Here is a 23,384-nt window from a genome sequence, read left to right as displayed (position 1 = left end):
CCGCCCACCGGCGGATCCGGTGCCCGAGGCACACGCGTGTGGGCCCGGCCTCCTCAGGAGGCCGGGCCCACACGCGTACCGTCGGATCAGTCGTCCGCCGGTGCTCCGTCGTCCCCCACGGACGGCGGAAGTTCCCCGTTGTGCTGACCCACCACCGGTGCCGGCAGCGGGTCGAGGCGGTCCCCGTCGACGACGATCGGTGACTTCGGCGCCAGGTGCGGGCCCACGCCCGGCTGGTCGACGACCGCGAACAGATCGCTGCCGCGCAGGGCGGCACCGCCGTCACGGCCGAGTTCCGCGAAGCTCCGGTAGCGCTCCCACAGGATGCGGTGCTCGTCGAGGAGCCGGGCTGCTTCCGCGTACGGCGTGGCCGAGAACCAGCGCGCGAGGAGCGTGGAGATCAGTTCGCGGTGCTCGTAGCGCTGCGACTCTCCGGAGAAGTCCACGCCGAGCGCGTCCGAAAGCCCTTCGAAGGCAGCCGTGAGGCCGGTGGCCGCGAGCAGTTTGGACCAGTGGCGGCGGGTCAGAACCACGATCATGATGCGCTCGCCGTCCGCAGTCACGAAGTCCCGGCCGTACGTGCCGAAGACGTCGTTGCCCGACTTACCGCGTTCATGGCTGGTGACCTGCGCCTCGGCGAGGTACCCGAGGTTTCCGGCAGTGGCGAGGGCGACCTCGTCGAGGGCGACCCGGATCCGGCGCCCCCGCCCCGTCCGGAGCCGTTCCCGCTCGGCCGCGAGCAGTCCGACCGCCAGGTAGAGACCGGCCGCGATGTCCCAGGCGGGAAGCACCTGGTTGACCGGCGCGTCGCTGCCACCGGGCCCCGTGACCAAGGGGAAGCCGGTGGCGGCCTGAACGGTGTAGTCGACGCCCGCGCCACCGTCGGCACGTCCCTGGAGCAGGACGTGGATGACGTCAGGACGCCGAGCCCGCAGTTCCTCGTAACCCAGTTCCGGGTAACGGTCGCTGTTGCTCACGACGACGCAGGGCGCGCCCGCGACGATCAGGTCCGCCACGCGCCGGCGGTCCTCCGCGGAGGCCATGTCGACGGACACGGCGCGCTTGCCCTTGTTCAGCCCCGACCAGTACAGACTCGTGCCGGAGTCCGCGAGCGGCCAGCGCGTACGGTCGGCCGCTCCCCCGAGGGGTTCGACCCGGAGGACGTCGGCGCCGAGCTGGGCGAGGGTGAGACCACAGAGCGGGGTGGCGACGTAGCTGGAGAGCTCCACCACCCGCAGCCCGGCCAACAAGCCCTGTCGTATGGGCTCGTGGGGTTCTCCGGAAGATACGGGCATGGCCATCCTCTCAAACGGATCCATCAAATATCATGCGTCGATTTAGGTGATGCGGGAGGGGGGCGGAGCGCTCCGCCCCCTCCCCCGGCGCGGTCGTCAGCTCCGCCCCGGGTTCCAGTACCGGATCATCTGGTGGACATCGAGCCGCTCAGGGCTCGGCGCCACGGGGGGATGAGCCGGGGTCCGGCTGAAGCGCGGCGCCGGGGCCGGGTGCAGGACCTGACCGACGCGCTGGAACAGTCGGCGCTCCGCGTTGTGCGGATCGTCCGCGGCCTCGTCGAAGGTGAGCACCGGAGTGACGCACGCGTCGGTGCCGGCGTACACCTCCGTCCACTCCGCCCGGGTCCTGGTCACGATCGCGGCGCCGATGAGCTCGCGCAACCTCGGCCAGCCGCTCCGGTCCTCCTGCTCCGGCCAGCCGGAGACATCGGTGCCGAGGCGATCGACGAACTCCCGGTAGAAGTCGGGCTCGAGAGCACCCACGGCCAGATACCCGCCGTCCTTGCAGCGGTACGTGTCGTAGAACGGCGCCCCCGAGTCGAGGTGGTTCGTGCCCGGCGCGTCGGAGTACCGGCCGGCGGCCCGCAACCCCTGGATCTTCGCGGTCAGCAACGCCACCCCGTCGGTCATGGCGGCGTCGATCACCTGTCCTCGGCCCGAACTCCGGGCTTCCAGGAGGGCGCAGACGATGCCGAACGCCGCCATCGTGCCGCCACCCGCGTAGTCGCCGAGCAGATTGATCGGCGGGCGGGGTGCCTCGCCCGCCCGGGACATCGCGTGCAACGCCCCCGACTGGGCCACGTAGTTGATGTCGTGCCCTGCGGTCATGGCCAGCGGTCCGCTCTGCCCGTACCCGGTGAGTCGGGCGTAGACGAGCGCGGAATTGCGTTCCCCCACCGTCTCCGGACCGAGCCCCAGCCGCTCGGCCACGCCCGGACGGTATCCCTCGACGAAGACGTCAGCGGCCTCTACGAGGCGCAGGACCGACTCCACTCCGTCGGGATCCTTCAGGTCGACGGAGACCGTGTCGACGCCGCGGTTGCCGAGGTCGTACTCCTCCCTCAGTCCGTCGGTCTGTCCCAGGGCGCGGGCGGCCCGATGCGCGGGCCGGGCCACCCGGACGACGTGGGCGCCCATGTCGGCCAGGAGCATGCCCGCGAACGGGACGGGCCCCATGCCGGCCAGGGCCACCACGCGGACGCCCTCCAGCGGGCCGCTCACGCGGCACCCCGGACAACCGCGCGTTCACCGTCGCCGGTCAGCACCTTTCGCATGTCTCTCCTCGTCCTTCCTGCGCCGTGCGGACGGCCTAGTACGACCGGGGAAGGCCCAGCGCCTTGCTGGAGATGTAGTTGAGGACCATCTCCTGGGAGAACGGGGCGTTGGGCAGCAGACGCGCCTCCCGCCACAGCCGCTCGACGTGGTACTCCTTGGCGTACGCGAAGCCGCCGTGGGTCTGCATGGCGCGGTCGCACGCCTGGAACCCCGCCTCTGCGCCGAGGAACTTGGCAGCGGCCGCCTCCTTGCCGCAGTTCTGCTCGGCGTCGAACAGGCGGGCGGCGTTCATGCAGACGAGCTCGGCCGCCTCCAGGCGGATCCAGGAGTCGGCCAGCGGGTGGGCGACGGCCTGGTTCTTGCCGATGGGCCGGTCGAAGACGACGCGCTCCTTGGCGTAGTTGCTCGCCAGGTCCAGGGCGGCGCGGCCGAGGCCGATGCCTTCCATGCCGACCACGATGCGCTCGGGGTTGAGGCCGTCGATCAGGTAACGGAAGCCCTGGCCCACCTCACCGACGACCTCGTCGTCGCTCACTTCGAGGTTGTCGATGAACAGCTCGTTGGAGTCGATCGCGGCGCGGCCGAGCTTGTCGATCTCGCGGACGGTGATCCTGGAGCGGTCGAGGTCCGTGAAGAAGAGGGTCATGCCGTCGAGCGGCTTGCTCTCGTCGCGGGGCGACGTGCGGGCCAGCAGCAGGATCTTGTGGGCGTTCTGCGCGTTGGTGATCCACACCTTCTGGCCGTTGACGACCCAGCCGCCGTCGATCTTCTCGGCCTTGGTGCGGATGCGGGAGGTGTCCACGCCCGCCGTCGGCTCGGTGACGCCGAACGCCATGAGGATCTCGCCGGCGGCGAGCTTGGGCAGCCACTCGCGCTTCATCGCCTCGGATCCGTACCGCAGGATGGGGGCCGGCGGGAAGACGTAGAAGTGGATGGCGGAGCCACCGCTCATGCCTGCGCCGGACTCGGCGATCTCCGTCATCATGATCGCCGACTCGGCCAGGCCGAGGCCGAGACCGCCGTACTCCTCCGGGATCATCGCGCCGAGCCAGCCGCCGTCCGCGAAGGCCCTGACGAACTCCCAGGGGTACTCGTGCTTCTTGTCCTTCTCGCGCCAGTACTCCAGGTCGAAGCGCCGGGCGAGTTCACGCACGGACTTGCGGATCAGCTCCAGGTCACCGGTATCGGTCGCGGCCATCACTTGTCTCCTTGGTACACGGGAATGTCTTCGAGGGGGGTCGCCGGGTCGAGCGAGGACATGTCGCCCGGGGCGTCCCCGAGGTAGCGGGCGCGGATGGCGCGGCGCATGATCTTGCCGTTCTTGGTCTTCGGCAGGGTCGCCACGACGTGGAGGGTCGGGGCGAAGGAACGACCGACGTGGTGGGCGGCGGTCGCCGCGAGGGCCTCGTGGTCGAGGTCGGTGTCGCCCACGACGGCGAAGGCGACCACGCGCTGCCCGCGCTGCGGGTCGGGAACTCCGATCACCGCGGTCTCGACGATCCGGCGGTCCTTGAGGATCGACGCCTCCAGCTCGGCCGGGCCGACCCGTCGGCCCGACACCTTGATGGTGTCGTCGGAACGGCCGTGGATGCGCCAGGTCCCGTCGGCGTCGACGGCGGCGAGGTCGCCGTGGACCCAGATGCCGTCCCACCGGTTCCAGTACGCCTCCAGGTACCGCTCGCGGTCCTGCCAGAAGGCGTGGGTCATGCCCGGGAAGGTGTTGAGGACGGCCAGTTCGCCGATCTCGCCGACCGCGGGGTCTCCGTCCTGGTCGAGCACGGCGACGTCGATGCCGGGCAGCGGCCCGTTGAAGGAGGCCGCTTCCATCGGCAGAAACGGATAGCTGTTGAGGAGCCCGCCGCCGACCTCGGTTCCGCCGCTGTAGTTGATGATCGGACGCCGGCCCTCACCGACGGTCCCGAAGAGCCACTGCCAGGTCGGCTCGTCCCAGGCTTCGCCGGTGGAGACGAAGGCCCGGAGCGTGGAGAGGTCGCCGAAGGCCCCGTCGCTCGCGGCCATGACCGCGCGGATCGCGGTGGGCGCGACGCCCTGAACGGTGACGCCGTTGCGGTCGGCGATCTCCCACAGCCGCCCCGGGTTCGGATGGTTGGGCACGCCTTCGGTGAAGACGACGGTGGCGCCCAGCTGGAGTCCGCCCATGATGAGCAGCGGGCCGACCAGCCAGCCCATGTCGCTGATCCAGGCGATGACGTCCTCACTGTGCACGTCGAAGCCGTATCCGAAGTCCGTGGCGGCCTTGACCGCGAGGCCCGCGTGGGAGTGAACGATGCCCTTGGGGGCGCCGGTGGTGCCGGATGTGTAGACGATCGTCAGCGGATCGTTCGGGTCGGCGGCGACCGTGTCCACCGGGGCGGGGCTCGGGTCGAGCTCGTCCCAGTAGAGATCCCTGCCCTCCCGCATCGGTACGCCGTCAGCGAGGTGACGGACCACCACGGCGTGACGTACGCCGGGGGCGGCGGCCATGGCCTCGTCCGCGGTCGCCTTGAGCGGGACGCGCTTGCCTCGGCGGGTGGTGCCGTCGGCGGTCACGAGGAGGATGGCCTCGGAGTCCCTCAGCCGGGTGGCGAGCGCCCCGGAACCGTAACCCGTGAAAGCGGGGACGGAGACGGCGCCGATCATGGCACAGGCCAGGAAGGCCACCGTGGCCTCGGGAACCACGGGCAGGAAGAGGACCACGCGGTCGCCGCGGGTGACGCCGAGCCCGGTGAGCTGAGCGGCGAAGCGCCGTACGTCGGCGTCGAGACGGGCATAGGTCAGGGTCCGCCGCTGGCCGCCGTCGCCTTCGTAGACGACGGCGGTCTTGTCGGCGAGCGGGCCGGCGGCGTGGCGGTGGGCGCAGACGTCCGCCGCGTTGAAGCTCCCGCCGGTGAACCAGCGGGGGAAGGGTGTGCCGGCGCTGTCGTCACGGACCTGACCGAAGGGGCTGCGGAAGGTGATGTCGAGGTCCTCGACCACCGCTCGCCAGAACCACTCCGGGTCTTCGACGGATGCCCGGTGCAGGTCGTCCAGGTTGTCGTACCCCCAGCGCTTCATGGCGCTCAGCAGGCGGCTGCGCTCGCGCTCGGCTTCGCCGGGCACCCACACCGGGTTCCGCGACGCACCGAACGGTCTCCTGTTTCGCATGTCGACTCCTCTCTGCGAGCCGCGTCCTCAGGAGTCCGCCGTCGCCTTCTCCGCAGCGGGGCGCTTCATCATCAGACCGACGCGGACCGCGTCGCAGACGACCTCGTCGCGCTGGTTGATGCCGAGGTGGCGGAAGGTGACGATGCCGGAGTCGTCGCGGCTCTTGGACTCGCGCGTGGCCACGATCTCGGTGCGGACGTGGATGGTGTCGCCATGGAAGACGGGCTTCGGGAACTTGATCTCCTGGAAGCCCAGGTTCCCGAGCGTCGTGCCCTGGGTCGTCTCCGGGACGGTGATGCCCGAGACGAGTCCGAGGATGAAGAGGCTGTTCACCAGGCGCTGGCCGTGGATGCTGTTCTTGCTGTACTCGGCGTCCAGGTGCAGCGGCGCGAGGTTCAGCGTCAGCGTGCTGAACAGGACGTTGTCCGTCTCGGTGACCGTGCGCCGGTTGACGTGCTCGATGACGGCACCGGGTTCGAACTCTTCGAAGTAGAGGCCGGCCATGGGAGGTCCTTTCGCTGTACGTACAGACACCGTGAAGATACAAAATATATTATGCATAGGCAATGGCGAGGGCGGGGCTGCCCGCAGGGGGCTGCTCGACACCCCGGAGAGGACGGCAGGACCGTGACGAGCGACGACGCACACCTGGAGCGCGACAGCCGTGGGAGGCGCCCCCTCCCCATGGAGGTGGCCGGCCACGTGCGCGAACAGATCATCTCCGGCGCGATACGGCCCGGGGAGTTCCTGCGCATCGAGCGCGTGGCCGAAGCCGTGGGCGTAAGCAGTACCCCCGCCCGCGAGGGTCTGCTGATTCTCAAGAGCGAGGGATTCGTGCGCCTCGTCCCGCGCCGGGGCTTCATGATCGAGGCGTTCACTCGGCAGGACGTCCGGGACCTGTTCTGGGCCCAGGCGCAGCTCTCCGCGCGACTGGCGGCGCGTGCGGCCCAGCGGATCTCTCCCGCGGGGATCGCGCGCCTCGAAGCTCTGCACGACACGTATCAGGCGGCCGTGGAATCCGGCGACACCGAGCGCATCGCGAACCTCGGCCACGCCTTCCACCGAGAGGTCAACCTGACCGCGGACGCCCGACGGCTCGCCCTTCTCCTCGGGTCCGTGGTGAGGCACCTTCCCAACCGCTTCTACGCCGCGATCGAGGGACAGGTCTCCGCCACCCGGACGGAACACCCCGAACTCCTCGACGCTCTGCGCCGGCGCCAGGCCCACAGGGCGGGCGCCCTGATGGAACGGCACATCCTCGCGGGAGCCTCTCGGCTGATAGGGGCACTGGAGGAGCGAGGACTCTGGCCGGGCGAGGGGGAGTGATTGCTGAGCCGGCTCCACACCTCCACCTCGATGTTGTATTTTATTTCATATATGCTTCCGTTGGGTGACCGAACAGATAAGCGGAGTGGCGGTAAGCGGATGGCGTTCGACTGTCAGCTGTCATGGCCCCGATCATCGTTAGGCGACAGCCCCCGGCCGGCGGAGAGGCATCCCCGAGGGGCACTCGTGCGGGCAGCACGCCCAGTCCTGGAGAGGATGGGGCGTGAACTGGACGGCACTCCCGCCGTCCTCGTGCTCGGCGACGCGTCGCCGTCGGTGGTCCACGTCCAGCACGTGGACCGGTCCGTACGCCAGGAGATGACCGACCTGGGCGTCACCGTGGGCGCGCAGGTCGGCGAGGAGAACCTAGGAATCAACGCCCTCGGCACGCCCGCCCTCACGGGGAAGGGGGTACTCCTGCGCGGGGAGGAACATTCCGCGGAACGGTTCAGCTCCTTCGTCTGCTACGGACACCCGATCGTCCACCCGGTCTCCGGCCGGCTCGAGGGAGTCCTCAGCATCAGCTGCCGAGCGCAGGCGGAGCTCCCACTGCTCGGCCCGATGGCCCGTCAGGTCGTCCGGGACATCGAGGAACGGCTGAGGAGGGACGCGGGCCTCGCCCAACAGCGGCTGCTCGCCGCCTTCCAGAAGGCGGCACGGCGCCGCGGCCACGCGGTCATGGTGGTCGGTGAAGGTGTCGTCCTCGCCTCCCCGCCGGCGCTCGACCTCCTGCCGCCGGTAGACCAGACGATCGTCCGCGCCTGGTCCGAGATCGTGCGGCCCCTCGGAGAGGCGACCCGCCGGTACACGCTCACCTCGGGCCGGACGGTCCGGCTGCGCAGCACCAGCCCGGAGGGCACGGACGGCTCCCTGATCCACATCCTCCCGGAGCCCGACGCCCCGCGCGAACTCCCCGACGGTCCCCTCCGAACGGCCCGGCCGCTGCTGATCGTCGGCGAGCCGGGAACCGGCCGGACGACGCGAGCCCGACAGGCCGCCGGAACGGGGGCCACGATCCTCGACGCGGACCACGCCCTGACACAGGGCCCCCAAGCCTGGGCGCGGTCCCTCGAAAGGTTGCTCGCCACGGAGGGCCCCCCGATCGTCGTGGAGAACCTCTCCCGCCTCTCCGAGCACCTGGTGACGCTGCTCGCCCACCTTCTCCGCGACACACCGAGAGACGTCGTCCTGACCGCGTCACCTGGAGGGCACCTGGAGACCGACCTCGTGCCGCTCGTGGCCGTCTGTGCCGCACGCGAGGACCTCGTCCCGCTGAGGCAGCGCCGCCACGACATCGCCCCGCTGGCGAGAAGCATGCTCGCCGAGATCGCGGGAGCCGGGCGAGTACGGCTCTCCCGGGAAACAGTTCGCGTCCTCACGGAACAACCCTGGCATGGGAATCTCAGCGAATTGCGCGAGGTAGTCCAGACACTCGCCGCCAGTCGATCGGCAGGTGATCTCGTCCCTTCCGATCTACCTCTCCCCTACCGACAAGAAAACCCTGACGCATCTCCACTCCGAAAGGCCGAGCGCGACATCATCCTGGCGGCGATCGCTGCCGCCGGGGGCAACAAACTCCAGGCTGCCCGTGCCCTGGGAGTGAGCCGTTCCACCCTTTACAACCGCATGCGCGCCCTGCGCATTCACTGACCGGCCCTCCCAATTGCGCGGAGAGATGCGAATGAGTACAGAGCGACGATGACGCATGCTCTTCACCTGGTAGGCCGAACACCTCTGGAGCGGGTGTCCAATTCTCTGGACACGTAATTGCCTCACCTCTTTCTACGGTGGACACCACCTTGACGCGATCAGGTCACCGAGCCTCGCTCGCGAGGCCGGACCCGGATTGCGGAATCCCCCACCAGGCACCGCCCGAGTAGTGAGGCACGCCCGTGAAGTTCATCGACATATGGGACCTCGGTATCCGCCCCGGACGGTCGACGGCGTGGCACCCCAGGACCGACTCCCTGCGGACCCCTCGGTGGGTCCCCGACGGCAGACCCGCCTCGTACCTCCAGGAAGCTCATCTCCATGGAGCCCGCTCCGCCGCCGCGGAGGCACGCCGCAGCCCGTCCTGGCTCGCCACCACTTTCGAACTGCCCGGCCCGCTCGACTCCGCCGCCCTCCGCACGGCCTTCCTCGGCTGGATCGACCGTCACGAGACACTCCGCAGCCGGCTTCGTATCCGCGCTGTCGGTCCCGGCGCCGACGAGACCGGCGGGAACCCGCGCGTGGAGCGTGCGACGCTCCCTCGCGGGGAAGTCGACCTCGTTCGCGACGACTTCGGATACCTCACCCACCCCGCTGAGGTGCGGGCCTGGATCGAGAGCGTCCTGGACGGGAACACCGACCCTCTGGCATGGCCGTCCTTCGTGCTCCTCACGGTGGAACACGGCGACGCCACCACCGTCTGCGTCGGCGTCGACCACCTCAACGCCGACGGGTACTCGATCCTGCTGATCGCCTACGAGATCACCCAGCTGTACCGTGCGGTCGTCGAGGACCGCGCCCCGGGACTCTCTCCGGTCGGCAGCTATCCGGAATTCGCCGGGGTCGAACGCGCGGCCGCAGACCGGCTGGACGCCGGGCACGACGTCGTGCGCGGCTGGCGGGAATACGTCGAAGAGGGCGGAGGCCTGCTGCCGTCGTTCCCCGCCCCGGTCTCCGACGGCTCCGAGCCCTCGCCGAATCCGCTCGCGCAATGCGGTGGCATGGACTGGCTGCTCGACTCCGAGGAAGCCCGGGCCTTCGACGTCGTCTGCAAGCAGAAGGGCGGAGGCCTGTTCTCGGGCGCCCTGGCCGCGCTGGCCATGACGGCCAGAAACCGGTTCGGAACGGAGCGGTTCCGCACGCTGGTCCCCGTCCACACCCGTAGCCAACGGCGCTATCTGCGTTCGCTGGGCTGGTACGTCGGGCTCGCTCCCGTCAGCCTTCCGGTACACGCCGAGGACGGCTTCGGACAGGTCATGAAGGAAGCCGGTGAGGCTCTCCGGACCGGACTCCCCCTGTCCGACGCACCGCTCGCCCTGCTCAGCCGGCTGCTCGGGCGCCCGCTCGCGCCGCGCTTTCTCGTCTCGTACATGGACACCCGCTGGGTGCCGGGAGCCCGCCGCTGGACCGAGTGGGACGCGGCGGCGCTGCGCAGCCGCCGGTTCGACGACCACGAGGTCTACCTGTGGGTCGTGCGGAACCACGAGGGCGTCTACCTGAGCTTCCGGTTTCCCGACTCCGAACTGGCCCGCGCGACGGTGCCCCCCTTTCTCGAGGAGACCCGCCGCCTGGTCCGCATGATCGCCGCCGGACTCTGACCCCCGTGTCCGCCGCACTCCCCCCATGTCGCCGCAATCTCTCGAAGGGATCCCCGCCCCCATGCTGATGACATTCCTGGACGACTACGAACCCCGGCCGGGCAAACTGGTCGAACTGCGCGTGCCGGACGAGGTGATCGCGAGGGCGCGGCACGCACCCGTGCATCCCGTTCCCCCGTCGCCGGTGCAGGAGAACCACCTCCTGCGGCGCCTCGCGAACATCGCCGCAGGCCGCCCCCAGGCGCCCTGGGTAGGCCTCGCCTTCGAGGTCCAGGGCGCGGCCGACACGGAGGCGCTGGCGGCCGCCCTGAAGAAGTGGGTGCTGCGCCACGACACCGTGCTCACCTGGTTCTCCGCCGAGCGGTCCGCCGACGGTGGCGAAGCGGCAGGGACGTCCCTGGTGCGTCACATGGTCGACGCCTCGGACGTGGACATCAGGCCCGTCACGATCGGCACGTACGACTCGACCGACGCGCTGCGGGACCATCTGCGCGCGCAGTTCCAGGGAAGCACGGACCCGCTGCGCTGGCCCCCGTTCACCGCCGGAGTGGTGCTGCGCGAGTCCTCCTCCACCGTCTACTTCGCCATCGACCACGCCCATAGTGACGCGTACTCGGTGGTGCTCGTCTTCCACGAGCTGCGGACGCTTTACCAGGCGGAGGTCGACGGGATCGAGGCGTCTCTCCCCGCCGCGGGGAGCTACATCGAGGCGGGGGCCGAGGAGCGGGAGCGGGCGGCCGCGATCCAGGCCGACGCTCCCGAGGTGCAGAGCTGGATCACCTTCCTGCTGTCCGGCCCGATGCCGTCCTTCCCGCTCGACCTCGGGGTCCCGCCCGGCGAGTCACGCCCGAGCCGCGCCTTCGAACTCGACCTGCTGACGGGTGCCGAGGCCGACGCCTTCGCCAAGGCGTGCCGAGAGCACGGGGCCGGGTTCTCGGCCGGTGTGATGGCCGCCCTGGGCTTTCTGCACCGCGAGTTGGGCGGTCGCGCCGAGTACCGCGGTCTGTCCGTCGTGCACACCCGGAACGATTCCCGCTGGCACACCGCCCAGGGCTGGTTCATCACCCTGGTGCCCGTGACGTTCCCGCTCATGGAGGAGGGCCGCCAGCTCACGCGGGCCGAGCTCCTCGACGTGGCGGGCACGGCCTTCCGCAGCGCCTGCAAGCTGGCCCGCGTCTCCCCGCTGCGGGTCGCCGAACTGGCCGGCATACCGCTGCAGGGCGACGACTCCTCGGTGCTGCCCATCGTCTCGTACATCGACGGCAGGCCGGTGCCCGGCTCGCGTGACTGGGACGCGGCGGAGTGCAATGGCCTGGCCGACTCCAGTCCGAGCGACGAGGTCCTCATGTGGGTCAACCGTCGCTGGGACCGGACGTACGTGAAGGTCACGTATCCGGACACTCCCGAGGCCGCTGCGAACGTGCCCCACTTCTTCGGTCGTTTCCGTGAGGTGCTGCGGGAGATCGCCGAAGCGGGCATGTGACGTCCGCCTGTCGGACGACCGGACGGACGCGGGCCCTGCCAGACACCAGACTCTTCACATATTTTATATAGTGCGTCTCATTCGCATCCGGATTCCTGCGGAACCACCGGCCCGGATGTCGGCCGCGCACGCTCAGGACCGCCCCAGAACGATCGAGGACTTCCTGCATGACCGCCTCCGCACCGTCACGCGACCGCTCCGCACTCGCCGCCGTGGGCCTGCCCGCCCTCATCGCCGCCCTGACGGCCGGATTCGGCGCCGCCGTCACGGCGATGGCCGCACCGAGCGGCTTCCGCACGCCGCTCGCCTGGGGTGGCGGAGCCGCCGCCCTGGCACTGAGCGTGGCGGTGGCCGTCGCGGCACGCGGTCTTCACTCGGCGCGGTGGGCCCTCCGCCGCCTCGAAGCGGCGCGACGCCGCGCCGAGCGAGCCCGCCGGGACATGGCGCTGAGGGAAGAGGACTTCGCCCGTCACCAGGCGACGACGGCCGACAGGTTCGAGCGCGAGCGGGCCGCCCTCTTCGCGGAGTTCGGCGAGGAACGCGGGCGGCTCATCACGGAGTTCGCCGAGGAGCACGGCCGGCTCGTCGCGGAGTTCACCGAGGACCGCACTCACCTCCTCGGCGAACTCGCCGCCACGACCGCCGCACACTCCGCCGAACTCGCCGTGCAATTCGACCGGTTCGCGGCGGAGCAGGAACGGTTCGCCACGGAGCGGGCCCGACTCACGGACGAACTCGGACGCCTCGGCGAGGAGAACGCCCGTCTCTCTGAGGACGCCCGTCAGGCCCGGGCGAACCGGGACGCCACCGTCGCCGCCATCGCCGGGGTAGCGGGCCGTCTCCAGGCACTCACCACCGCCATGCTCGCCGATCTGCGGGCCATGGAGGACCGGTACACGGACGACGAGATCTTCGCGGACCTGCTCCGGCTCGACCACAGCACCGCGCAGGGCGGTCGGCTCGCCGACTCCGTCGCCGTCCTCACCGGTGCCCGTTCTGGCCGCCGCTGGGCACGCCCCATCGGCATGGAGTCGGTCCTGCGCGGCGCCATGGGCCGGATCAGCGGCTATCAGCGGGTCCGCGTCCACGCCACCGGCGAGACCTCGGTTGCCGGACACGCAGCGGAAGGCGTCATGCACGTCGTCGCCGAACTCCTCGACAACGCTGCGAACTTCTCACCACCCACTGCCGAGGTCCATGTCTACGTCGAGGAGGTCTCGTCGGGGATCGTCATCTCAGTCGAGGACGCCGGCCTGGTCATGAGCGACGCCCAGCATCGCCGCGCGGAGCAGGCTGTGTCCGGTGAGGTCGACGAACTGGGCGGGATCAGCGGCACCCGGCTCGGCCTCGTCGTCGTCGGCCGGCTCGCCCGGAAGCACGGGCTGACCGTGTCCTTCCGGCCGTCGTCGCGCGGCGGAACGAGCGCCCTGGTCATGGTTCCGAGAGAGATCCTGTCCCACGGTCCGACAGGGATGTCGAAGGGCGCCACGAAGGCCGCCGCCGCCTCGCCGCCCGCCACGCCACCCCGCGCGGCCGTCGCCGTGTCCTCGCTCCCCTCCGCCCAGGGCCTCATGTCGCCCGACACGGCAACGGTCAGCGACACTCCGGCCTCCGGCGGCCTGCCCAGGCGGCGGCGCGGCCAGTCCCTCGCCGCCGCCGAACGGAGCCGGGCGAGAACCATCGCGGAGCGTGACGACCGGCTCCCCGCTCCCCCTGTGCGTGCCCTCCGCTTCGGCAGCTTCCGGCAGGGCGTCCGCGGCACACCCGCGCCGCTCGAAGGTCCGGAAGCAATCGAGGCGCCTCCGGATGGTCCTGACGCACACCCCACCGGACCGTACTCCTGATCCTCCAGACCCCTGCGCCACCGCCCCGGCTCGACCGATCACGAGCCGTGCCTCCCTCCCCCCGTATACATCGCCTGCGCCGACCACCGGCCCTGCTCCGGCCCGGTCGACGGCGCCGTCGTTCCCCCCGACACCCCCACCCGGGCGCTCCCGGGTCTCCATCCCGCACACGGAAGGCAGCCGCACGCCATGACCTCCTGTACCACCGCCGATCAGGGGCTGACCTGGCTCATAGAAGGCCTCCTGCAACGCACCCCCGGCTCGCTGCACGCCCTCGTGCTGTCCCGTGACGGGCTCAAGCTCTGCCACACCCCGGGGCTGAGCACCGACCAGGCCGACCAGCTGGCCGCCATCGCCGCCGGCATCCAGTCCCTCTCCCAGGGCGCGTCCATGGAGTTCGGCGACGGCACCGGCGGCGTGCGCTCTGCGATGACGGAGTTCTACGGCGGGATCCTGTTCATCGTCGAGGCCGGTGAAGGCGCTCATCTCGCCCTGATCACCGCCGAGGAGGCCGACGCCGGTCTCGTGGGGCACAACATGAGCGAACTCGTCGAGCAGCTCGGTGAGCACCTGACCGCTCCCCCGCGTACCGCATGAGCCGCCCAGGCAGAGACGACTCCCCCGACCGGCTGTACACGCTGACGGGCGGGCGGAGCGGGACCGACCCGGCCTTCCGGTTCGACCTGGTGACCTTGGTGATCGCCGAATGCCTCCCGGCTCCGGGCATGCAATCGGAGCACGCCGCGATCCTGCGGATGTGCGACCGACCCACAGCGCTCGTGGAGATCGCGGCGGATCTACGGCTGCCGGTGAACACCACGAAGATCCTGCTCTCCGACCTGCTCACGGCAGGCCGGGTGAGCGTCCGCCACCCTCGGGCCGCGGCTCTCCCCGACCCTCAGATCCTGGAACAGGTGCTCGTTGGACTCCGTAAGCTCTGACATCCGCACACCGCTCGGCAGCCAGGCCGACAACGGCATCAAGATCGTGATCGTCGGCGGCTTCGGAGTCGGGAAGACCACACTCGTCCGGTCCGTGAGCGAGATCCGTCCGCTCAGCACCGAGGAGACCATGACGCTGGCCGGTGCGGGCGTGGACGACGTCAGCGCGGTGCGCGAGAAGTCCACCACGACGGTCGCGTTCGACTTCGGCCGCATCACCCTGGACGCGCGCAATGTGCTCTACCTCTTCGGCGCACCGGGCCAGGGGCGGTTCTGGTTCCTGTGGGACCGGCTGTTCGCCGGCGCCCTCGGCGCCGTCGTCCTCGTCGACACCCGGCGCATCGACGAGTCGTGGTACTCCATCGACCGGCTGGAGCGACTCGGTCTGCCCTTCGTTGTCGCCTGCAACGACTTCGGCGGCCCCCGGCACACCCCCGCCGAGGTCCGCGCCGCTCTCGACCTCGACCCACGTGTCCCCCTGATGGTCTGCGACGCCCGCGTGCGCGAGTCCACGAAGCACGTGCTGATCTCTCTGGTGCAGCACGTACAGCGGCTCCTCTCCGCCTCCGACCCGACCTCGAACGAGGAGCTGGTGTGACCCTTCCCCCCATATCCTTGAGCGGGCCGCGGTTCCAGACGGACCCTGCCGCCCTGTACCGCGAAATGCGCCGGGACCACGGCCCCGTGGTCCCGGTACTGCTCGACGGCGGCGTCCCGGCGTGGCTCGTCCTCGGCTACCGCGAGCTGCACCAGCTCGCCGGCGATCCCGTGCTGTTCACCCGCGACTCACGGCTCTGGAACCAGAAGGACGCCCTGCCCGAGGACTGGCCACTGCTGCCGATCATCCTGCGCCGGATCCCGTTGGGAGACCCTCCCACCCCGGAGCAGATGCGGGAACGCTCGGCGATCAGCAACCACGCGATCGACGGCGTCGACCTCATCGGGCTGCGGTCGCTCACCGAGCGGTTCGCCGACGAACTCATCGACGAGGTGTGCGGCGCCGGCCACGCGGATCTGATCTCCGACTACGCGGTGCAATTGCCGCTACGGGTCACGGCCGTCCTCTGCGGCTTCGACGCCGAGGACGGGCCGGGGCTCGTGACGGCGCTCACCGCGCTGATGGACGGGCAGGAGGGGGCGAACGACGCCCTGGCCCATCTGATCGGGACGACGACGGAGCTGCTCACGAAGCGGCGAACCCGTCCCGCCGACGACATGGTCTCCCGGATGCTGGCCCGGGGGGAGCGCTTCAGCGATCGGGAACTCGTCGAGACGGTCTTGGAGATCGTGGTCGCGGGCCACCAGTCCACGGCCGACTGGATCGGCAATTCGCTGCGGCTGATGCTCACCGACGAGCGGTTCGCCGCGTCGCTCTTCGGCGGCCGCAGCAGCGTGGCGGAGGCGATGAACGAGGTCCTCTGGGAGGACACCCCACTTCAGAACTGGCCCGGCCGCTGGGCCTCGCGCGACACGCACCTGGGTGACCGGCACATCCGCGCCGGGGACCTGCTGATCCTCGGCCTCCAGGGCGCGAACCACGACCCGCTCGTCCGCACGCCGGGCCTCGTACGGACGAGCGGCAACAGTGCCCACTTCTCCTTCAGCCACGGAGAGCACCGCTGCCCCTTCCGTGCCCAGGAGATGGCTGAGGTCATCGCGGGAACGGCGATCGAAGTTCTTCTGGACCGCCTGCCGGACATCGACCTGGCCATGCCCCAGGAGGGACTCACACGCCGCCCGTCGGCGTGGCTGAGAGGCTTGACGTCTCTCCCGGTCGCCTTCACGTCCACACCGCCGCTGCTGCGCGGCCCCTGAGCCGTCCCCACGCCCCACTAAGCGGGGCGTGGGGACGCACGACGACGCGGGCCGGGCACCCCTCAGGTGTGCCCGGCCCGCGTCGTCGCCGCAGTGGTCGAAGGGTCAGATCATGGCCCCGCGGAGCGTCCGGCCGCCATCGACGACGATCTGGGTGCCGGTCATGTACGAGGCGAGCCCGGACGCCAGGAAGAGGACGGCCTTGCCGATCTCGTCCGACGCGCCCATGCGGCCCATCGGCACGCTGGCGGCGAACTGCTCGAGCACCGCGTCGTCGAGCGGTCCCAGACCAGGAGTGAGGATGCCGCCGGGGGCCACGTTGTTGACCTGGATGCCGTGGGGGGCGAGCTCCAGCGCCATGGTCTTGATCAGTCCGGCGACTCCGTGCTTGGAGGCGCCGTAGTGGGCCATGCCCTCCAGCGAGGGAGTGAGCGACTCGATGGACGAGACCGTGATGATCCGACCGCCGCGTCCCTGCTCGATCATCTGCCGCGCGGCGGCCTGGGAGCAGGCCATGACACCGAGGAGGTTGACCTCGACGGTGCGCCGGGCGAGGTCGAGGGTCAACTCCAGGAAGGGCGAGATCTTGTAGATGCCGGCGTTGTTCACCAGGATGTCCAGCCCGCCGAAAGCCTTGACGGCGGTGCGGACCATGGAGGCGGCGTCATCGGCGTCGCTGACGTCTCCGACGGCGGCCCGGACGCGCTCGGAGCCGATCTCGGTGACGGCGTTCTCGGCCGCGGCCTTGTCGATGTCCGCGATGACGACGTTGGCGCCGGCCTCGTGGAGGCGCTTCACGATGCCCAGGCCGATGCCCATGGCACCGCCGGTGACAAGAGCGGTCTTGCCACCGAGGTCCAGCAGTTCGCCGATGGACACCGCGTCGGAAGGAGAAGAAGTGGTCATAGACCAAGAAGTATCATGCATAAAATATTATGTCGATAGGTGAAGGCCGATCCTGCGGCCTCCGCGCTGCACCGCCCCCTGCGGACATGCCGACGACGCTCCCACCCCCATCCATGCTCCCGCCCTATCGTGTGCCGCATGCCCGACACCAGCACGCCTCCGGCGCCGGCGATCCGGCGGCAGGTCTCCCCTCTTGAGCTCTTCTTCGACCTGGTCTTCGTCTTCGCCGTGTCACAGCTCGCCCACCACCTGGTCGAGCATCTGACCTGGCGGGGCGCGGCCGAGACCGGTGTCCTCCTGATCGCCGTCTTCGGGACGTGGGCCTTCACCAGCTTCGAAGCCACGCTGCTCGACATCGACCGCCCGCGGACGCGATTCACCGTGATCACCGTGATGGGCCTCGGCCTCTTCATGAACGCGGCGATCTCCCGCGCCTTCGCCGGCAACGCCTGGATGTTCGTGGTTCCCCTGCTGATCATCATGGTCGGCGTACAGGCGCTGGCGGCCTTCACCGGCCCCAGTCCGGCATTCCGCCGCCACTACCAGCGTGGTCTGGTGTGGACGGCGGCCTCGGCCCCGTTGTGGGTGGTCGGCGCCACACAGTCTCCTGAGCCCCGCCTGTGGTGGTGGGGTGCGGCCGCGCTGATCGACGTGACCGGCACTTGGCTCGCGCATCCCCTGCCCGGCAGGGTGTTCCGCTCGGCCCACGTCGCTTTCGACGCGGAGCACATGCTGGAGCGACTGCGCCTCTTCCTCATCCTGATTCTGGGCGAGACCGTCCTCACGATCGGCCGGACCCTGGCCGGCGTGCCGCTCGACGTGCCCACCTTCCTGGCCTTTGTCGGCGTCTTCACTGCGCTGGTGAGCCTCTGGGCCGTGTACTTCGGCGGCGGTGAGGACGTCGTCGCCGTGCACGTCGCGCACACGACCGACCCCATCCGCGCCGTCCGCTACGGCATCAACACGACGTACTGCGCGCTGGCGGCCCTGGTGGCCGTCGCCGTCGCCAGCGAGCAGCTCATCGGCCACCCCCGCGACGAGGGTTCCGTCTCACTCGCTCTGACCCTCTTCGGCGGAACCGTGCTGTACCTGGCTTCCCAGGCCTGGTACTACCGCGTCACCACCCGGCGGGCCTGGGCCGAGCGGCTCGTGGCGTGCGGGGCCTGCGTCCTCGCCGCCCTCGCCTGCCCGTGGCTGCCGTCCCTCGTCTCCCTGGCTCTGCTCGACGCGATCCTCGTGGTGACGGCCGTCGTGCTTTCCGGGGTCCACCGCCGTCTCGCGACCGCGCTCACAGGAACGGTCGCGTGAGGGGTGCCGCAGCCTGACAGGGGCGACGGCGAGGACGCTCACTATATGATGTGTAAACAAAACTTCGGGCGAGCGGACGAACGGGGCACTCATGGCGCGCGGCGACTCCAGGCGGCAGCAACTCTCGGAAGAGGTCGCAAGCTATGTCCGGGAGCTCATCATCTCCGGCGAGGTGCGCCCCGGTGACTTCCTGCGCATGGAGCCCATCGCCGAGGCCGTCGGCGTGAGCAACACCCCGGTCCGCGAGGGTCTGCTGGCCCTGAGCAGCGAAGGGTTCATCGAGCTGGTCCCCCGGCGCGGCTTCGTCGTCACCCCCTTCTCCCGGCAGGACGTCCGCGACCTGTTCTGGGTCCAGGCCCAGCTCGGTGGCGAGCTGGCCGCCCGAGCCGCCAAGAACATCACACCCGAGCAGCTCGACGAACTCGAGGCGATCGTCAAGAAGCAGGACGCGGCCATCCAGAGCGGCGACGAGGACGCGATGGTCGAGTACGGTCACGCCTTCCACCGCCTGGTCAACGTCGCCGCCGACTCCCACCGCCTCGCCCTGCTCCTCCGGTCCGTCGTTCGACACCTGCCGAACCGCTTCTACCTGTCGATCGAGGGGAGGACCTCCTCCACGCGCGAGGAGCACCCCCTCATTCTGGAGGCGCTCCGCCGACGCAGCGCGAAGATGGCGCGCTCCCTCATGGAGCAGCACATCCTGGAGAGCGCCGACCACCTCATCGAGATGCTCGAGGCCCGCGGCCTCTGGCAGGAGGAATCCGCCTCCTGAGGTTCGCGCCCGTCAGGTGATCCGCAGGGCGCGCATCCGGTTGTAGAGCGTCGATCGACTCACTCCCAGCGCGCGAGCCGCCTGGAGCTTGTTACCGCGGGCCGCCTCGATCGCGGCAACGATGACCTCACGCTCGGCCTGGCGGAACGGCGACGCGGGACCGGGGACCCCCCTGTGCGAGGCGGGCAGATCCGCCGGGACGATGTCGCCTGTGCTACGGGCTCCGGCCACGGTCTGGATCACTCTGCGCAGCTCCGCAAGGTTTCCCGGCCACGGTTGTACGGCAAGGATTCGCAGGCTGTCCGCGGTCAGGCGCGGCCTGCCGGCCCCGCCCAGGTCCGCGAGCATCTGCTCGGCGAACCGCGGCACCTCGTAGGGCCGACGACGCAGCGGGATGAGGTCGCGACGCGCGTTGCACAGCGCCACCAAGGACGCGTGCTCCTTCTCCAGGTGCTCACCGGGGGTGGCCGTCAGGACCGCCCTGCGTGCGGTGGCACGGAGCCTGGAGGTCAGCAGCGCGGTCACGGGCTCGGACAGGAGCTGGATGTTCTCGATGATCAATGGCGGTCCGTCGGAGGCCAGCAGGGCGGTCATGCCGGTTACCCAGGCGTGCTCACCCTGACGGAGGACGTCGGTCGCGTCGAGGGTGTTCGTATCCCGGCCGAGCGCCGAGCGCGCTTCGGTGGTCCGGCCGCTGCCCGGCTCGCCGACGATGAGCAGCGGCCATTCGAGCGCCGTACCGGCGTCGGCCGCCCGGGCATTGCCACAGCCGGCGGCCGCCTCTTCGACGATCATCTCGACCAGGACTCCATCGCTGCCGTCCACCGGGGTGCACCGTACGGCCACGACGCGACCGGAGAGCAACGGCAGCCGGTGCGTCACCGGGCCCTCGGCCCGTACCGCGTCCGCACACGCCTGAACCGCGGCGTGGTCGGCGGGTTCGAGCAGCGCGAGGGCCGGCGGGGTGGCGAGGACCAGACCGTGGCCGACGACGAGCACCCGGCGACGCGGGTTCCGGGCGGCTTCTTGGAAGGCCGCCAGCAGTCGCTGCTGTTGGCGGGTGGAGTCGAGGAGGAGCCTCTCCTCGATGTCGCGGACCATCCTCCGGACGAAGGGCGGGATCAGGGCCTGCCCGTGTTCCCGGATGCCTCCGATGTTCAGGACCCCTTCGAGGCGGCGGGTGATCGGGTGGATCACCGGATGCCCGTAGCAGTCGAAGCTCCGGAACACCTCCATGTAGTGGTCGCCCCGCTTGACCATGACGGGCTGCCGGATCTCCAGGGGAGTGCCGATCGCGTTGGTCCCCACTTGGTCCTCACCGAGCTGAACACCCGGGCCGATCCCCGCACCATCGATCGCTTCGCGCGTCGATCCGTCCCAGCAGTCGAGGGTGAGGATGCGCGCGTCACGGTCGGCGAGGACCAGGGCCATTGAGGTCTCGGCCAGCTCCGCACGCGCCTGTTCGAGGACCGGAGCGGCTGCTCGGACGAGGCCGCCGTCCTTGGCCACCGGTGCGTACACGAGGCGGGGCAGGTCGTCGGGGTGCAGTCCGCTGAGCCGCGACCTCAACCACGACGACTCGATGTCGGGGGTGTGGCGCCCGGCCCGGAGTTCCTGGTGGGCTGTGTTCACGCGCGGCTCCTCTGGTCCGTTCCCCGGCCTCGGACACGGTGGGCCGGGGCCCACTGCACCCAGAGCGCTCATTGGAACCGGAAGGCACTCTGCTGGGAAGGGCCGGATGGGGAAGTGTCCAAGAATCTGTACACCTTCCTGCAGCTCCTGTGGAAGGGACTCCCCTGCGCCGGCGTCAGCCGGCCTCTCGCACCTCGGCTGTGCAGTTTTCTGGACACCGGGGCCCCCGATTCGTTTCTAGCGTGTGGGCGAAGCCGTCGACGGCACGCTCGGCGGCACGATGAGAACAGGAGCAACATCGTGGCCACTGTGCTGACCGAGGGTCCCGCCGTGGACCGGGAGGGCATTCCTCACTACCGCATGTACATCGGTGGCGAGTGGGTGGACACGGACGAGCGCTACGCGCTGATCAGTCCCGCCACCGAGGAGGTGTTCGCGACCGCGGCGAAGGGCGACACGGGGCACGCGGACGCCGCCGTCGCCGCCGCCAAGCAGGCGTTCGAGGAGGGGACCTGGCGTAACACCCCGCCGTTGGAACGGGCCGCCGTCATCGACCGCGTGATCGCCGCCCTCTCCGCGCGCATCGACGAGTTCACCGAGATCGGTTCGCGTGAGTGCGGCTTCCCGCTGAGGCTCTCGCAGGCGATCTGCGTCGGTTTCCCGCTCGCGCACATGCAGCACTACGCGGACCTGACCCGCACCTACGAGTGGGAGCGCCCCGGCCCCGTGACGGGCATGGTGCTGAGCACCCAGCTGGTCCGCCGGGAGCCGATCGGCGTCTGTGTCGGCATCGTGCCCTGGAACTTCCCCCTGGTCATCGCGGTGTGGAAGACGATGCCCGCCATCGCCGCCGGCAACAGCGTGGTCCTGAAGGTCGACGAGAAGACGCCGATCGCCGCGCTGGAGATGGCCGCGATCCTGCGGGACGCAGGCCTCCCGCCGGGCGTGCTCAACGTGGTCACCGGCGACGGCGAGACGGTCGGCGCTCACCTCGTCCAGCACCCGGACGTGCGGAAGGTGTCGTTCACGGGTTCCACGGCCGTCGGGCGCGAGGTGATGCGGAACGCGTCGGACACCATCAAGCGGGTCACGCTCGAACTGGGCGGCAAGGGACCGAACATCGTCCTCGACGACGCCGACCTGGACGCGGCCGTCGACGGATCGATCTACGCCTTCCTCCTCCACGCCGGCCAGGCCTGCGAGTCGGGCACCCGGTTGCTGCTTCCGGCCTCGCTGCACGACGAGTTCGTCAGCCGGCTCACGGCCCGGCTGCGGACGCTGAAGGTCGGCGACCCCCTCGACCCGGCCACGGACATCGGTCCCGTGATGTCCGCGGTGCAGCGCGACCGCATCCTCGGCTACATCGAGAACGGCCGGAAGGAGGGCGCCACCGTGGCCCACGGCGGCGGAGCGCCCGCCGGCGCGGGGTACGAGAAGGGCTACTGGGTCGAGCCGACCGTCTTCACCGGCGTGCGCAACGACATGTGCATCGCGCGTGAGGAGATCTTCGGTCCCGTGCTGTCGGTGATCTCGTACGACTCGGTCGACGAGGCCATCAAGATCGCCAACGACACCGAGTACGGTCTCTCCGCCGGTGTCTGGAGCCAGGACGTACCGCGCGCCCTGGAGGTGGCCCGGCAGCTGCAGGCCGGCTCCGTGTGGATCAACGACTGGCACAACATCTCGCAGCACATGCCTTTCGGAGGTTTCAAGCAGAGCGGCTTCGGCCGCGAGCTGGGGGCCGACGCGCTCGACGAGTTCACGGAGCAGAAGGCCATCACGATCGACCTCTCGGGCCGCGTCGACCGCCGCGCCTACGGCCTGGTGATCAGCACGCCTCCCAACTCCTGAGTCGATGAGGGTGGTTGCCGTCGCTCCGACAGCGACCACCCGCCCGACACGGGTGGATGGACCACGACGCCGTACCGGGGGAAGGGCGGCGGCGTGGGGTGGGAAGTCGTAGCGCCGGCCGACTCACCACCTCAAGAGCCGGCCCGGTGTCCCGTGCGGGGACACCGGGCCGGCTCATTCGTGTGCGACCTTGGAGAACTGACCCGTATGCGTGCCTCCCTCAGGCCATGGGGGGGTCTGTGGTGTCCCTGGACAGGGGTGTCGGGGGCTGTTTTCCGCCCCTTTTCGCTGTTCGGCGGGCGTGTGAATGTAGTGGACGTGGCCGACCGGGGCCCCGGGAGCGACACCCCCGGCTCCCGCCCGGCGGCCCTTCCTTCCCCACCGCATTCCTGAACCACGCAAGGACGTATCACCGCTCATGAAGACGAACGTGACCTTCCCCAGCGCCGGCCTGAACCTGGCGGGCATCCTGTTCACCCCCGAC

At 70.1% G+C, this 23,384-nt stretch carries 19 protein-coding genes; 12 read left to right on the top strand and 7 right to left on the bottom strand.

Translation table 11 applies throughout. The features are described 5' to 3' along the window. Positions 1-86: 86 nt before the first annotated feature. The 5 genes from ACF1ED_RS36635 to ACF1ED_RS36615 all read right to left on the bottom strand — a co-directional run bounded on the left by ACF1ED_RS36635 (position 87) and on the right by ACF1ED_RS36615 (position 6,218). The gene (locus ACF1ED_RS36635; RefSeq protein ID WP_391767693.1) at positions 87-1,295 is read right to left on the bottom strand and encodes a CoA transferase; all 1,209 of its coding nucleotides are present in this window, start codon (positions 1,293-1,295) and stop codon (positions 87-89) included. Positions 1,296-1,391: 96 nt separating this feature from the next. Further along, positions 1,392-2,516 carry a CaiB/BaiF CoA transferase family protein gene (locus tag ACF1ED_RS36630; RefSeq protein WP_391767692.1) on the bottom strand — a complete coding sequence of 375 codons (1,125 nt, stop codon included), beginning with the start codon at positions 2,514-2,516 and terminating at the stop codon, positions 1,392-1,394. Positions 2,517-2,604: 88 nt separating this feature from the next. Then, a complete protein-coding gene (locus tag ACF1ED_RS36625) occupies positions 2,605-3,768 on the bottom strand; it encodes an acyl-CoA dehydrogenase family protein (protein ID WP_391767691.1) in 1,164 nt (387 codons plus the stop codon). Further along, positions 3,768-5,714: an AMP-binding protein gene (locus ACF1ED_RS36620; RefSeq protein ID WP_391767690.1), complete on the bottom strand. Its 1,947-nt coding sequence runs from the start codon at positions 5,712-5,714 to the stop codon at positions 3,768-3,770. The genes ACF1ED_RS36625 and ACF1ED_RS36620 overlap by 1 nt, the downstream gene beginning before the upstream one ends. A gap of 27 nt (positions 5,715-5,741) precedes the next feature. Further along, positions 5,742-6,218 carry a MaoC family dehydratase gene (locus ACF1ED_RS36615; protein ID WP_391767689.1) on the bottom strand — a complete coding sequence of 159 codons (477 nt, stop codon included), beginning with the start codon at positions 6,216-6,218 and terminating at the stop codon, positions 5,742-5,744. 123 nt (positions 6,219-6,341) lie between these two features. On the opposite strand from ACF1ED_RS36615, the gene ACF1ED_RS36610 reads away from it, so the two are divergent. The 9 genes from ACF1ED_RS36610 (at position 6,342) to ACF1ED_RS36570 (ending at position 16,431) form a co-directional block, all read left to right on the top strand. After that, positions 6,342-7,040: a GntR family transcriptional regulator gene (locus ACF1ED_RS36610; RefSeq protein ID WP_391767688.1), complete on the top strand. Its 699-nt coding sequence runs from the start codon at positions 6,342-6,344 to the stop codon at positions 7,038-7,040. Positions 7,041-7,256: 216 nt separating this feature from the next. After that, positions 7,257-8,690: a helix-turn-helix domain-containing protein gene (locus tag ACF1ED_RS36605; protein ID WP_391767687.1), complete on the top strand. Its 1,434-nt coding sequence runs from the start codon at positions 7,257-7,259 to the stop codon at positions 8,688-8,690. Positions 8,691-8,932: 242 nt separating this feature from the next. After that, positions 8,933-10,348, top strand: a complete 1,416-nt coding sequence (locus ACF1ED_RS36600) for a condensation domain-containing protein (RefSeq protein ID WP_391767686.1) — start codon at positions 8,933-8,935, stop codon at positions 10,346-10,348. Positions 10,349-10,409: 61 nt separating this feature from the next. Further along, on the top strand, positions 10,410-11,831 hold the full coding sequence (locus ACF1ED_RS36595; RefSeq protein ID WP_391767685.1) for a condensation domain-containing protein: 1,422 nt from the start codon (positions 10,410-10,412) through the stop codon (positions 11,829-11,831). Between the two features lie 167 nt (positions 11,832-11,998). Beyond that, positions 11,999-13,675, top strand: a complete 1,677-nt coding sequence (locus tag ACF1ED_RS36590) for a sensor histidine kinase (protein ID WP_391767684.1) — start codon at positions 11,999-12,001, stop codon at positions 13,673-13,675. Between the two features lie 189 nt (positions 13,676-13,864). After that, complete coding sequence (locus ACF1ED_RS36585) at positions 13,865-14,272, top strand: roadblock/LC7 domain-containing protein (RefSeq protein WP_382808427.1); 408 nt, start codon at positions 13,865-13,867, stop codon at positions 14,270-14,272. Continuing rightward, positions 14,269-14,616 carry a DUF742 domain-containing protein gene (locus ACF1ED_RS36580; protein WP_391767683.1) on the top strand — a complete coding sequence of 116 codons (348 nt, stop codon included), beginning with the start codon at positions 14,269-14,271 and terminating at the stop codon, positions 14,614-14,616. The genes ACF1ED_RS36585 and ACF1ED_RS36580 overlap by 4 nt, the downstream gene beginning before the upstream one ends. Continuing rightward, a complete protein-coding gene (locus ACF1ED_RS36575) occupies positions 14,597-15,214 on the top strand; it encodes an ATP/GTP-binding protein (RefSeq protein WP_391767682.1) in 618 nt (205 codons plus the stop codon). The genes ACF1ED_RS36580 and ACF1ED_RS36575 overlap by 20 nt, the downstream gene beginning before the upstream one ends. After that, positions 15,211-16,431 carry a cytochrome P450 gene (locus tag ACF1ED_RS36570; RefSeq protein ID WP_391767681.1) on the top strand — a complete coding sequence of 407 codons (1,221 nt, stop codon included), beginning with the start codon at positions 15,211-15,213 and terminating at the stop codon, positions 16,429-16,431. The genes ACF1ED_RS36575 and ACF1ED_RS36570 overlap by 4 nt, the downstream gene beginning before the upstream one ends. Before the next feature lie 105 nt (positions 16,432-16,536). Here the strand turns inward: ACF1ED_RS36570 and ACF1ED_RS36565 are convergent, their stop codons facing one another. Further along, positions 16,537-17,337: an SDR family NAD(P)-dependent oxidoreductase gene (locus ACF1ED_RS36565; RefSeq protein WP_391767680.1), complete on the bottom strand. Its 801-nt coding sequence runs from the start codon at positions 17,335-17,337 to the stop codon at positions 16,537-16,539. 138 nt (positions 17,338-17,475) lie between these two features. Here ACF1ED_RS36565 and ACF1ED_RS36560 point away from each other — a divergent pair, with 138 nt between their 5' ends. Together ACF1ED_RS36560 and ACF1ED_RS36555 are read left to right on the top strand one after the other, a co-directional pair. Continuing rightward, positions 17,476-18,645, top strand: a complete 1,170-nt coding sequence (locus ACF1ED_RS36560) for a low temperature requirement protein A (RefSeq protein WP_391767679.1) — start codon at positions 17,476-17,478, stop codon at positions 18,643-18,645. 91 nt (positions 18,646-18,736) lie between these two features. Continuing rightward, a complete protein-coding gene (locus ACF1ED_RS36555) occupies positions 18,737-19,417 on the top strand; it encodes a GntR family transcriptional regulator (protein WP_382810329.1) in 681 nt (226 codons plus the stop codon). 12 nt (positions 19,418-19,429) lie between these two features. Here the strand turns inward: ACF1ED_RS36555 and ACF1ED_RS36550 are convergent, their stop codons facing one another. Then, positions 19,430-21,049, bottom strand: coding sequence for a sigma-54-dependent Fis family transcriptional regulator (locus ACF1ED_RS36550; RefSeq protein WP_391767678.1), 1,620 nt, complete (start codon positions 21,047-21,049; stop codon positions 19,430-19,432). A 300-nt stretch (positions 21,050-21,349) separates the two neighbouring features. Between ACF1ED_RS36550 and ACF1ED_RS36545 the strand changes: the two genes are divergently transcribed. Further along, on the top strand, positions 21,350-22,900 hold the full coding sequence (locus ACF1ED_RS36545) for an aldehyde dehydrogenase family protein (RefSeq protein ID WP_391767677.1): 1,551 nt from the start codon (positions 21,350-21,352) through the stop codon (positions 22,898-22,900). Positions 22,901-23,384: the final 484 nt, after the last annotated feature.

Source organism: Streptomyces sp. NPDC014656 (assembly GCF_043084305.1).
GTDB lineage: Bacteria > Actinomycetota > Actinomycetes > Streptomycetales > Streptomycetaceae > Streptomyces.
Note: the sequence above shows the minus strand (reverse complement) of the source record. Positions and strands in the feature narration are given on the sequence as shown.